Source organism: Bradyrhizobium sp. USDA 3311, assembly GCF_054062495.1.
In genome coordinates this window covers 4,292,974-4,304,929 of record NZ_JBSSFI010000001.1, presented here as the reverse complement: position 1 = coordinate 4,304,929, position 11,956 = coordinate 4,292,974, and the positions used below count along the sequence as shown (strand labels likewise).

Annotated in this window: 9 protein-coding genes; 4 read left to right on the top strand and 5 right to left on the bottom strand. The window is 64.5% G+C overall.

From position 1 onward, the window contains the following. Positions 1–6 precede the first annotated feature (6 nt). Genes ACVWW6_RS20345 through ACVWW6_RS20335 form a run of 3 tightly spaced genes read right to left on the bottom strand, consistent with a single transcriptional unit; the run spans position 7 to position 3,954 of the window. Positions 7–1,398 carry an NCS2 family permease gene (locus ACVWW6_RS20345; RefSeq protein WP_011088882.1) on the bottom strand — a complete coding sequence of 464 codons (1,392 nt, stop codon included), beginning with the start codon at positions 1,396–1,398 and terminating at the stop codon, positions 7–9. Positions 1,399–1,411: 13 nt separating this feature from the next. Further along, entirely contained in the window at positions 1,412–3,277 is a 1,866-nt protein-coding gene (locus tag ACVWW6_RS20340; protein ID WP_038966716.1) for an adenine deaminase, read from the bottom strand. 8 nt (positions 3,278–3,285) lie between these two features. After that, a complete protein-coding gene (locus ACVWW6_RS20335) occupies positions 3,286–3,954 on the bottom strand; it encodes a TetR/AcrR family transcriptional regulator (protein WP_028174416.1) in 669 nt (222 codons plus the stop codon). Positions 3,955–4,151: 197 nt separating this feature from the next. On the opposite strand from ACVWW6_RS20335, the gene ACVWW6_RS20330 reads away from it, so the two are divergent. Further along, entirely contained in the window at positions 4,152–5,165 is a 1,014-nt protein-coding gene (locus ACVWW6_RS20330; protein ID WP_456681320.1) for a formamidase, read from the top strand. Positions 5,166–5,251: 86 nt separating this feature from the next. Continuing rightward, positions 5,252–6,571, top strand: coding sequence for a dicarboxylate/amino acid:cation symporter (locus tag ACVWW6_RS20325; RefSeq protein ID WP_028174415.1), 1,320 nt, complete (start codon positions 5,252–5,254; stop codon positions 6,569–6,571). Positions 6,572–6,580: 9 nt separating this feature from the next. On the opposite strand, the gene ACVWW6_RS20320 is transcribed toward ACVWW6_RS20325, so the two are convergent. Both ACVWW6_RS20320 and ACVWW6_RS20315 read right to left on the bottom strand, forming a co-directional pair. Then, positions 6,581–7,954 carry a hypothetical protein gene (locus ACVWW6_RS20320; RefSeq protein WP_097532424.1) on the bottom strand — a complete coding sequence of 458 codons (1,374 nt, stop codon included), beginning with the start codon at positions 7,952–7,954 and terminating at the stop codon, positions 6,581–6,583. A 96-nt stretch (positions 7,955–8,050) separates the two neighbouring features. After that, on the bottom strand, positions 8,051–9,325 hold the full coding sequence (locus ACVWW6_RS20315; protein ID WP_456681319.1) for an allantoate amidohydrolase: 1,275 nt from the start codon (positions 9,323–9,325) through the stop codon (positions 8,051–8,053). A 408-nt stretch (positions 9,326–9,733) separates the two neighbouring features. Here ACVWW6_RS20315 and ACVWW6_RS20310 point away from each other — a divergent pair, with 408 nt between their 5' ends. Both ACVWW6_RS20310 and ACVWW6_RS20305 read left to right on the top strand, forming a co-directional pair. After that, positions 9,734–10,846, top strand: a complete 1,113-nt coding sequence (locus ACVWW6_RS20310; protein WP_182872229.1) for a BMP family ABC transporter substrate-binding protein — start codon at positions 9,734–9,736, stop codon at positions 10,844–10,846. Next, the gene (locus ACVWW6_RS20305; RefSeq protein WP_182872230.1) at positions 10,843–11,955 is read left to right on the top strand and encodes an ABC transporter permease; all 1,113 of its coding nucleotides are present in this window, start codon (positions 10,843–10,845) and stop codon (positions 11,953–11,955) included. Before ACVWW6_RS20310 ends, ACVWW6_RS20305 begins: the two co-directional genes overlap by 4 nt. Position 11,956: the final 1 nt, after the last annotated feature.

The following is an 11,956-nucleotide window of genomic DNA, read 5'->3' as shown; positions in this document are numbered from 1 at the left end:
CGAACATCAAAAGATCTGGGCGATCACGATCGCGTAAGCGATGAACACGGCGCCGAGCCCCCACACCATCGCCGGAATCTGCGACCGCCGGCCGACTGTCACTTCCAGGGCGATGTAGCTCAGCGTTCCCAGGGCCATTCCGTTGATGAGGTTGTTGGTCAGAACGGTGACGAGCAGCGTCAGCACGATCGGAACCGCGTTGCCGAGATCGGTCATGTCGATGCGGGCAAGCCCCTGCATCATCAGCACACCGACGAGCACCAGCGCGGGCGCAGTCGCTTGCGGCGGGATGATGACGAAGATCGGCCAGAAGAACAGCGCAAGGAAGAAGAGCCCCGCAACGGTCAGCGAAGTCAGCCCCGTTCGGCCGCCGGCCTGCACGCCGGTGATGGACTCGATGTACGCCGTGACGACGGAGGTGCCGAGCAGCGGGCCGACGATGGATGCCGTCGCATCGGTGGCAAACGCAGCGGTGGCGTTCGGGATCGAGCCATCGGGCTTGCGCAGGTTGGCGGCGCCCGTCACGCCGATCAGCGTGCCAAGCGTCGAGAAGAATTCGGCACACAGGAAATAGAACAGCAGCGGCAGCGCGACGACGAAATGGCTGAAGAGATAGCCGAAATCGAGCGCCATGAACGTGCTGCTCGGCCAGCGGGGCCATGACATGATCGCCGAAGGCACCGACGTCACCATCTTGCCGTTGCCGCCGGGAACGAAGAAGCCGATCAGGGTGAGTACCGCGATCGACAGCATCAGCGCCGCCGGAACCCGGCGCGCCACCAGCACCGGCGTGAGCAGGAGGCCAAACAGCGTCAACAGCACCGGCGGGCTGCGCAGCGATCCCATCGCGATGTAGGTCGACGGGTTCTGGACCACGAAGCCGGCGCCGCGCAACGCAATGAAGACGATGAGCGTGCCGACGGCCGCCTGGATGCCGATCTTCAGCGCTTCCGGCACATCCTTCGCGACTTTCTCGCGCAGCTTCGACAGGCTGAGGATCAGGAACAGAACGCCGGTGAAGGCGACCATGGCGAGCGCACCTTGCCAAGGCATGCCCATCTGCTTGACGATGACATAGGTGAAGATGACGTTCGACCCCATAGCCGGCGCAACCGCGAGCGGCAGATTGGCCCACAGCCCCATCATCATCGAACCGAAAATCGCGGCGAGTGCCGTGGCGCTGACCAGATCGCCACGATCCATTCCGGCGTTGGACATGATCGCCGGGTTCACGGCGATGATATAGGCCATCGCAGCGAACGTGGTCGCGCCGGCCATCACCTCGCGGCCGACACTCGTGCCACGCTCGGTGAGGCCAAAGATGCGATCGAGCAGTCCGGCGGCTGCGCGCGGCGCCGGCTCTGCGGAGGCGGCTTGCGGCTTCGTCATCTCGTTCATCCAGTCCTCCCCCCTACCAGATCACCGGGTGCGCTTCGCCCGTCTGCACGTTGATGAAGCCGAGCGGCGCCTGCTCACACGGCGCCACCAGCACCCAGCTCCAGGGCGCGCAGGTCAGCGTCGCGAACATCAGCCGCTCGGGGAATCCCGGATACCAGCGTGGCCGGTAGGTCGGCTCATACATCCAGTCGACCTTGCGCCCCTCCGCGTAGAGCGCCTGCATCTCGGCATCGAGCGCTTGCGCCGAGCGGCAGCTCATCAGCCCGCCGACCTCGAAGCGCACAGTTGCAACGAGCTCTCCCTCACGCACCAGCGCCCACCCGCCCTGAAGTTCGATAAGCGCGTTCACCGCCTTCGCCATGGCCGCGTCTGAGGAGCCGACCACCCAGATATTGTGCTTGTCGTGCGCCACCGAACAGGCAACCGCCGTCTCCGGCGTGCGCGGTCCACAACCGCGCCAGAACATCTTTGCGATGCGCCCGTCGCCCGAAAAGCGGTCGACGATCGCAAATTTGGTGATGGCCTCGCTCTCGTCGCGCTGCACGGCACCGTCACGCACCGGCAGTTCGAGGGTGTAGAATTCGGGATGCCAATGGAAGGGACGGATCACGGCCGCCTTCATCGTGGCACGGCCGGGCTCGGCTCGCAGTTCGAAATCCTGAGGCTTGATCGAGCGCTTGATGTTGACCGTCTTCGTTGCCCAGTCCGGCCAGACGATCTCGGGCACTTGGCCGATGTAGCGCTCGCCTTCGGAGATTTGGACGCCGTCGGCCCACACTTCGGCGATCGTGAGTTTGCCAACATCCGAAAGCAGCACCACGTCGCCGAAACGGCCTGGAGCCAGGCTGCCGACGAACGGCGTAAGCCGCATGTGGCGCGCCGGATTGATGGTGAGGCACTGGATGGCGATTTCCGGCGCGAGGCCGGCCTCGATCGCGAGCCGCGCATTGTGGTCGCTGGCGCCGAGCTCGAGCGTGTGGCTGGCACTGCGGTCATCCGTCGTGAACGCGATCTGCGACCAGTCCTGCAAACCCTTCGCGAGCAGCCATCTGACGATCTCGTCCATGGCATAGACGCGCAGCTCGACGAACAGGCCGCGGGTGAGCTTGTCCCAGGTTTCTTCCGGAGTCTGCACTTCGTGGTCGGACGCGAGCCCGGCCGCCGCAAAGGCGTTGATAGAGGGCAGATCCCGCAAGCCGGAGGCATGGCCTTCGACGACGCCGCGCGCCGCGAATGTCGCCTCGATCATGCCCCAGAGCCGCTTGTAGGACGGATTGTCGGGATTCCAGACCGCTGGCCAGTCCATGACCTCGTCGAGCCCGGTCACCATCAGGCTCTCGGCCATGAAGCGCGCCTGCTCGTCGCGGCCATACCAGCCGCCACCCCATTCATAGGCCGTGGGTGGCACCGCCGAACCAGGCTGCGGAAAGATCTTGAGCGGCGAGCCGCGGCGACGCGCTTCGAACCAGAACTCGAGATTGCGCGCACCGTTGACGTTGGAGAACTCGTGGCTTGCCTCGCAGGTCCAGGTATTGCCATGCGGCAGCACCAGCGCGGCCTCCCATTCCGGCGTCAGATGCGAGCTTTCGATATGCTTGTGCACCTCGCCGAAGCCGGGCACGGCGGCAACATCAGGCCGATGCACCCGCTCGCGGACCTCGCCCGGATAGCTGCCGGCGGGCCCGACCCAGGCGATGCGGCGGCCCTTGATGACGATCTCCTGATCTTCGCTCCAGGTACGGCTGTGCACGTCGAGCAGCCTGCCGACCCGCAAGGAGCGATCGGCCGGCCGGTGGCCGAGCGCCGTCAGCACCAGGTCCTGGCGGATGCGAACCTCGTCGGGCGCAGTGATCAGAAGATCGTCGGGTATCGCATTCATGACCTGCCTCACTCTACGCCGGTACGTTCGCGGCTCGTGGTCCGCGTCCGCGAAGATTTGCCGGCCTTGCCGCCTCGCGCCGCAGCGGCATCGCGCTGCCGGACATCCTTCAGGAGGGTCGTGAGCGCCCACTCGATGGCATCGGCGATCTCGCTGCTGGTCATGCCGAAATCCTCGCGCATCGCATTCCAGGCCAGCACGTTGTTGAGATAGGACGCGAGCGCCTCCGCCTGGCGAACCTCCTTCGCGGGGAGATGTCGCACCAGCGGCGCCATCGCCTTGCGATGCTGGTCGATCAGGTGCCGCCGGAAGCCGGCGCGCACCCGGCGGCCGGCCCGCGTCATCGCAATGGCGCGCGCCAGATGCGGATGGCGGTCGAACCGCTTGCACAGTTTGCGGAAAATCTCCGGCAGCTCGTCAGGCGAGGTGAAGGGAATGTAGCTGAAGACGTTGTCCTCGATCCACTCGCCGGCCGCAGCAAACAGTTCCGCGCGGGTCTTGAAGTGCCGATAGATGGTTCGTTCGGCCACCTTCGCGCGCTTGGCCACCGCGGCCATGGAGATGTCGTCGGCCGCCTCGTCCTCCAGCGTTTCGACGAAAGCCGCAACGATGCGCTGCCGCGTCATCTCGGCATATTCGTCACGAAGACTGGCGATATGTCGCTTTGCTGTACTCATGTCAGAAGTCTGACATCAGGCGATTTGGAGGGTCAAGCCGAGACTTGAGGCACGCCGCGCCGCAACAATGGGCGGCGGCACGCTCGGCCGCCCGCCTGAAAAATGGACTTTTGCGCGTCGCCAAAATCGGATTTGCTCTTCCACGAAACGATCGCACGCAGCGGCGCGGCGCTCTGGTTCCAGCAAGGGAGCTGATCATGAACGGGCTTGGCGGGTTGAACAAATCGCCTGAGGGCGTGGTCATCGGGCTCGTGCAGCTGCAACTGCCGAACGTCGTCACGCGGGCCGATCTGGCAAGGCAGACCGAGCGTATCGTCTGGATGGTCGGCAAGGCGCGCCGCAACCTTTCCACCATGGATCTGGTGGTGTTCCCCGAATATTCGCTGCACGGCCTCTCGATGGACACCAATCCCGAGATCATGTGCCGGCTCGACGGACCCGAAGTCACGGCCTTCAAGAAGGCCTGCGTCGACAACAGGATCTGGGGCTGCTTCTCCATCATGGAGTTCAACCCGCACGGCAATCCCTACAATTCCGGCCTGATCATCGACGACCACGGCGAGATCAAGCTGTACTACCGCAAGCTCCATCCCTGGATTCCGGTCGAGCCGTGGGAGCCCGGCGACATCGGCATTCCCGTGATCGAGGGCCCGAAAGGCGCCAGGATCGCGCTGATCATCTGCCATGACGGCATGTTCCCGGAGATGGCGCGGGAATGCGCCTACAAGGGCGCCGAGATCATGATCCGCACCGCCGGCTACACCGCACCGATCCGCGAGGCCTGGCGCTTCACCAACCAGGCCAATTCGTTCCAGAATCTGATGGTGACGGCCAATGTCTGCATGTGCGGCAGCGACGGCTCGTTCGATTCCATGGGCGAAGGCATGATCGTCAATTTCGACGGCACGGTGCTGGCGCACGGCACCACCGGCCGCGCCGACGAGATCATCACCGCCGAGGTGCGGCCCGATCTCGTGCGCGAGGCGCGGATCAATTGGGGCGTCGAGAACAACATCTACCAGCTCTGGCACCGCGGCTATGTCGCGGTGAAAGGCGGCGCGATGGACTGCCCCTATACTTTCATGCAGGACATGGTCGCTGGCACCTTCCGCCTGCCGTGGGAAGACCAGGTCAAGGTCACCGACGGCAGTTCCTGTGGCTTCCCGGCACCGACACGGATGTACGGCAAGACGGCGAAGGCGGCGGAATAGAGCCGTTTTCGGCTCCGACCGCGACATTCTGGCACGGTAGTTGCTCCTTTTGACGCCCAAGACGCGTCAAATTGGGGGAGTTCACCATGTCGACCATTGCCGCGGCCCCGGCCGCCGAGCGCAAGCCGCTTTACGCCTCACTGTTCGTCCAGGTCCTGGCCGCGCTGGCGCTTGGCGTCATCCTGGGAATGGCCGTTCCGGACTTCGCGATCGGGCTCAAGATCCTCAGCGACGCCTTCCTGAAGCTGATCTCGATGATCGTGGCGCCGATCGTGTTCTGTGTCGTCGTCCACGGCATTGCCGGCGCCGGCGACCTCAAGAAGGTCGGCCGGGTCGGCGTCAAGGCGCTGGTCTATTTCGAGGTCATGACGACGGTCGCCCTCGTGGTCGGCTTGCTGCTCGCCTACCTGTTCGGCCCCGGCCACGGCATGAACATCGATCCGTCGACGTTAGATGCGAAGGCGCTCAACACCTACGCCGACAACGCCCACAAGCTGTCCGGCGGCGGCATCGGCGCCTTTCTGATGAACGTGATCCCGACCACCTCCTTCGATGCGCTGTCGCGCAATGACGTGCTCCAGGTGCTGTTCTTCGCGGTGCTGTTCGGCGTCGGTCTTGCGCTCGTCGGCGGCGAGAAGGGCGCGCTCGTCACCTCCATCATCGACGCAGCCTCCACCGTGCTGTTCCGCGTCATGGGGCTTATCGTCCGTGTCGCTCCACTCGGCGTGCTCGGCGCAGTCGCCTACACCGTCGGCAAATACGGCGTCGGCTCGCTGAAGCAGCTCGTCTCACTGGTGATGCTGTTCTACGTCTCGGTCGGCATCTTCGTGCTTGGCGTGCTCGGGGGCGTGATGGCGCTTGCCGGAATCAACATCCTCAAATTCCTCGCCTACCTGCGCGAGGAGCTCACCATCGTGCTCGCAACGGCGTCCTCCGACGCGGTGCTGCCCCAGATCATGAAGAAGCTGGAGCGCATGGGCGTGAAGGATTCCGTGGTCGGCCTCGTGATCCCGACCGGCTATTCGTTCAACCTCGATGCCTTCTCGATCTACCTCACACTTGCCGTCGTGTTCATCGCGCAAGCGACCAACACGCCGCTGTCGTTCGGCGATCTCCTCTTGGTGCTCGGCGTTTCGCTGATCACCTCAAAGGGCGCACACGGCGTGCCGGGCTCCGCCATCGTGATCCTGGCCGCGACGCTCAACGCGGTGCCGAGCATTCCGGCAATCGGCCTCGTGCTGGTGCTCTCGGTCGACTGGTTCATCGGCATGGCCCGCGCGCTCGGCAACCTCGTCGGCAACTGCGTGGCGACGGTGGTCGTGGCGGCCTGGGAAGGCGACCTCGACCGCGCCAAGGCGGCCAAGGTGCTCGAAGGCGGCGAGATGGTGGACGTGACGGCGGGCTAGCGCTCCGGATCAATCGTTCCACTGGAGGAGCGGCGTTCCATACGCCCTCCTCCAAACGGACAGGAAGCGTGGAAACCAGGAGTGAGCTACGGCGCCCTTGTAAGCCCAGGTGCGATATTTCAGACCATGCTCCGAGATCAATTCCTGATAACCGCCATGGACCTCGGTCGCGGTCCGGATGTCCTTCAATATCCCCTGGGCGCAGGCCCGATAGGTATCGCCTCCCGAGAATTCGTCGTAGTCGAGCATGCGATCGGCAAACTCGACGTTGAAGGTCGGCCAGGACGAACGCCCCTGATAGGCGGGAGCCGCGATCTTGTGGATCATCTTGTTCCGGGGATTATCCGCGGACACCAGGAAATGGAACGTGCTGGGGATGCGAAAACGCGGCTCGGCGATGATCAGATCCGTCGTGGCCGCGAACAGCGCGCGCTCGCTTGCCTCGCTCATATCCCAAAATCCGCGATGCACGCTGACGAAGTCCAGGGCGACCGATGACACCGGCGAGCCCGCCGGGCCATCCAGAGAGTGCCTGATATAGCCGCCCTTGCCGAACAGGCGGAGCAGGTCCCTCTTGTAGTGTCCGAGGTCGTGCCCGAGCAGCCGCTTCAGTTCATTCTCGTCGACGACCCCGAGCTGCACGCCCCACACGAACGTCGTGTAGACGCAGGCGTTGGTGACGAAACGCCTGCGCTCGGCACGCGTGTCCGTCGCCGCGGAACGCGGCGCGCGGGCGTCGCAGAGCAAATACCTGACACCGTCGTCGTCGAACGGCTCCAGCTCACGCGCGAGTTGAAGGATCGCGCGCTTCAGGTCGCCACCGTATTCGGCCAGCAACAAGCGGCCGGCATGCGCGCATTGTGACATCGCCAGATAGGACGACGCTCTCTCCTCGGCAAAGATCATCTGCCGCAGGCCGGCCAGAATGCCGAGCAGCGTGTCCGACGGGCGCGAGAAATAGTTCACGCCGAGATACCGTGCGTGTCCCGCCGGGACGATGGTCGTCGTGACGACGTTGGCTCGAACCGCCTCCAGCAACAGACGGACGCTCTTTTCGAGCAGACGCGCCCGCCGCACCGCGTCCTGCGCATCCATGATGGTCTCGGGGTCGAGGACATCAGGATAGAACCAGGCGAAGTCGCGCGGATAATAGGCGGATGCGTGCGGCGCTCCCGTGACGAGAAAGGACTCGGTCACCGAGAAGGCGCTGTCCATCGAGTGCCGGTAAAGATCCTCGATGGCCGACAACGAAGGATGCGACTTTCTCAGGAATCGATCACCGAGAAAATTGACGGCCTGAAGAGCGTTGGCGGCAAAGGTCGCGGCCATACCCTGGTAAAACCGATTTCCGCGATGTGACGGCAAGGAAATATCGCTGTTCATGTGCGCCTAGTGTCTCGGGATCCCGGCGATGGCCGGCCACCGTTCCAAGCGTGACTGATTCGTGTCTCGTCCCGATGACGTGCGGGCTCCCGATAGTCACTTCGCGCTGGCGCGATCCTCCCGCGGCCTGAAATTCTCGATCACCCTGAGCAGCACCCGTGCGCCGGCGTCGGCGTCGGCGAGCTCGACATGCTCGTCCGGGTGATGGCTGACGCCGCCACGGCAGCGGACGAAAATCATGCCAACATCGGCGATGTCAATCATGGCCATGCCGTCGTGCCCGGCCCCGCTCGGCAGGTCGAACACGGAAACGCCTTCCGCGGCGATCGCCTGCGCGATCTGGTCTTTCAGCCAGGACGCGCAGGGTGCGGTGCGGTTCTCGTGGGTGACATCGAGCTGGAGCGCCAGCTGCCGGCGCTTAGCGATCGCCTCGATCTGCCTGACGACGTCGGCGACCGCGCGCTTGCGGTGCATGTCGGTCGGCGCGCGCATGTCGATGGTGAAGGACACCTCGCCCGGGATGACATTGGTCGCGCCGGGCCTCGCCTGGATGTAGCCGACGGTGCCGACCAGGCCGCCCTCGTCGGTCCGGCAGAACTGCTCGATCGCGCCGATGCATTCGGCCGCGCCGGTGAGCGCGTCACGGCGCAGCGCCATCGGCACGGTGCCGGCGTGACCGGCCATGCCGTTCAGCCGCGCGGCCAGCCGTGTCGCGCCCGCAATCGCGGTGACAACGCCGACGGGCAGGTTCTGTGCTTCCAGCACCGGACCCTGCTCGATGTGCAATTCGAGATAGGCTAACAACTCGCGCCGGGCCCGCGCGGCCGCGCCGATATGGTCCGGGTCGAGGCCAAACTTGACGAGCGCATCGCGCATCGACACGCCGTCGCGATCGCGCGTGTTCAGGACGCTCTCGTCGAAAGTGCCGGCCACCGCACGGCTGCCGAGCAGCGTTGAGGCGAAACGTACCCCCTCCTCGTCGGCAAAGCCAATGACCTCGATCGCGAACGGCAGGCGCTTGCCGCGGCGATTGAGATCGGCGACGCAGGCGATGGCCGTGATCACACCCAGCGGCCCGTCCCATTTGCCGGCGTCGCGCACGGTGTCGTAGTGCGAGCCGAGCATCAGGCAGGGCGCCCCCGGCCGCTCGCCCTCATAGCGGCCGCAGACATTGCCGATCGCATCGAGATGCGCGCTCATGCCGGCCTCACGCATCCAGCCGAGGATGAGATCCGCAGCGGCGCGCAGCTCCTTGCTGAGATAGATGCGGGTGAGCTTGTCGGTCTCTTCCGAAATCGCGCCGAGCTCGTTGATGCGGCGAACGATCTCCTCGCCGAGCGATGCATCGTGAACGGCGGTTGCAGCACCCATCTCGGTCGAGCTTTCCATCTTCTGGGACCGCGGCGGCGGCGGTCCTGGCGGCGATCGATACAAGTTCAGTGCCAGCAAAATAATGCGGCCGGCGCCGTCCCAATCAGCGCGTGGTTAGCATGAATGCGCCTCGCCGGCAGGCTGCCCGACGCCAGTCATGCACATGCGAGAGCTGGTTAAGGCTGCTTAACTCTATTGCATACAATGGAATAATATTGCCCATAAATTGATCTGCTATTTTCCTCAGCAAGATTCAACCAAGATATATATCATTTATTTTTCAAATACTTGGATCCTTATGCACGCTTCATAGCCTCTGGCACAAAGCTTGCGACAACTTATCCCGGCTCCGCCAAACCGGCGGTGGCCGCGAGATCAAGGCGGGGCATCCGCCAAGGGGAGCAAGCAATGGATATTGGCAGGATTTCACGACGTCGTTTGTTGCAGGGCGGCGCCGCCCTCACCCTCGGCGCGGCGGCGGGCGCCCGCCCGGCCTTCGCGGCCGACACCACCATCGGCTTCATCTATGTCGGCTCGCGCGACGACTACGGCTACAATCAGGCGCATGCCCAGGGCGCGGCAGCGCTGAAGAAGATTCCCGGCCTCAAGGTCGTCGAGGAAGAGAAGGTGCCGGAGACCGACGCGGTCGAGAAGACGATCGAGTCCATGATCAATCTCGATGGCGCCACCCTGCTCTTCCCGACCTCGTTCGGCTACTACAATCCGCACATGATCAAGATGGCCAACAAGTTCCCGAAGCTGCGCTTCGAGCACTGCGGCGGCCTCTGGACCGACAAGGACCCGAAGAACGCCGGCAGCTATTTCGGCTATATCGACGAAGCCCAGTACATCTCCGGCATCGTCGCCGGCTACACCTCCAAGAGCGGCAAGCTCGGCTTCGTCGCCGCAAAGCCGATCCCGCAGGTGCTGCGCAACATCAATGCCTTCGCGCTCGGCGCAAAGCTCGCCAATCCCAAGGCGACGACGCAGGTGATCTTCACCGGTGACTGGTCTATGCCGGTCAAGGAAGCCGAAGCCACCAACAGCCTGATCGACCAGGGCGTGGACGTCCTCACCTGCCACGTCGACGGGCCGAAGACGATGGTCGAGAACGCGGCGCGCCGCGGCGCCTTCGTCTGCGGCTATCACACCAACCAGTCGCCGCTCGCGCCGAAGGCGTATCTCACCGGCGCCGAGTGGAATTGGGAAGCGCTCTATCCGAAATTCGTCAAGATGATCGCCGCCGGCGAGAGCATCCCGAACTTCTATCGCGGCGGCCTCAAGGAAGAGATCGTCAAGACCTCGCCCTATGGCGAAGCCGTCTCCGCCGAGGCGCGCAAGCATGCCGACGACATCAAGGCCAAGTTCCTGTCGGCGGAAGGATACGCGATCTTCAAGGGAGGGCTCGTCGACAACAAGGGCAAGACGATGATCCCTGCCGGCACCGATCGCGGCCAGAAGGATCCCGAACTGGAGAAGATGGACTATCTCGTCGAAGGCGTGATCGGAGCGACTTCGTGACCACGGAAGCGGCGGATTCCGCCGAGGCGGCCGGGACAATTGCCCCGGCCGCCGATCCGGGATTCCTCCAGCGCCACGGCGCGACAATCGAGTACATCCTGATCCCGGGCGCGGCGCTCGCCGGCGCGCTCGTGGTCTTCGGCATCTTCGTCGCGATGTTCGGCAAGAACCCGCTCGACCTCTTTTTCTACATGTACTACGGCGCCTTCGGCACCTGGTTCTCCTGGCAGAACACGCTGACGCGTGCTGCGCCGCTGATCCTCACCGCGCTCTGCACCGCGCTGCCCGCGCAGCTCGGCATGGTCATCATCGGCGGGGAAGGCGCGCTGCTGATCGGCGCGCTGTCCGCGACGAGTGCTGCGCTCGCACTCCAAGGCATGCCGCCGCTCGTCGTGCAGATCGCCATGGTCATCGCCGGCGTGATCGGTGGCGGTCTGTGGATCATGCTATCCGGCGCGCTTCGGCAGTACCGCGGCGTCAACGAGACCATCTCGAGCCTGCTGCTCGTCTACATCGCGCTCGCGATCCTCAACCATCTCGTCGAGGGGTTGATGCGCGATCCCGCCAGCCTCAACAAGCCGTCGACCCGCGAGATCGGTGCCGCCAACATGATCGGCTCCATCCCCGGCACCGACGTGCATTGGGGTCTCGTCTTCGGCCTGATCGCGGCGATCGCCGCCTACATCCTGATCTATCACACCGTGTTCGGCTTCGCCGCGCGGGTCGCCGGCGGCAACATCCGCGCCGCGAAGATCGTCGGCCTCGGCGTCAGCAAGCTGATCCTGACCGTTTGCTTCCTCGCCGGCGGCGCCGCAGGCCTTGCCGGCATGGTCGAGGTCGCGGCCGTGCAGGGGCGCACCAACGCCAATCTCGCGGCTGGCTACGGCTTTACCGGCATTCTCGTTGCGTTCCTGGCGCGGCAAAATCCGCTCGCCGTCATCCCCGTCGCGATCCTGCTCGGCGGCATCAGCGCCAGCGGCGGCCTGTTGCAGCGCCGCCTGGGGCTGCCCGACGCCTCCGTGCTGGTGCTCCAGGGCATCATCTTCGTCTTCGTGCTGGCCAGCGATGCGCTCTACGGCCGCATCGGATTCTTGAAGGGAAGATCCTGAG

Excerpts from the sequence above, each read along its gene's own strand:
- ACVWW6_RS20345 (WP_011088882.1), bottom strand. The coding sequence starts at position 1,398 with ATGAACGAGATGACGAAGCCGCAAGCCGCCTCCGCAGAGCCGGCGCCG.
- ACVWW6_RS20340 (WP_038966716.1), bottom strand. The coding sequence starts at position 3,277 with ATGAATGCGATACCCGACGATCTTCTGATCACTGCGCCCGACGAGGTT.
- ACVWW6_RS20335 (WP_028174416.1), bottom strand. The coding sequence starts at position 3,954 with ATGAGTACAGCAAAGCGACATATCGCCAGTCTTCGTGACGAATATGCC.
- ACVWW6_RS20330 (WP_456681320.1), top strand. The coding sequence starts at position 4,152 with ATGAACGGGCTTGGCGGGTTGAACAAATCGCCTGAGGGCGTGGTCATC.
- ACVWW6_RS20325 (WP_028174415.1), top strand. The coding sequence starts at position 5,252 with ATGTCGACCATTGCCGCGGCCCCGGCCGCCGAGCGCAAGCCGCTTTAC.
- ACVWW6_RS20320 (WP_097532424.1), bottom strand. The coding sequence starts at position 7,954 with ATGAACAGCGATATTTCCTTGCCGTCACATCGCGGAAATCGGTTTTAC.
- ACVWW6_RS20315 (WP_456681319.1), bottom strand. The coding sequence starts at position 9,325 with ATGGGTGCTGCAACCGCCGTTCACGATGCATCGCTCGGCGAGGAGATC.
- ACVWW6_RS20310 (WP_182872229.1), top strand. The coding sequence starts at position 9,734 with ATGGATATTGGCAGGATTTCACGACGTCGTTTGTTGCAGGGCGGCGCC.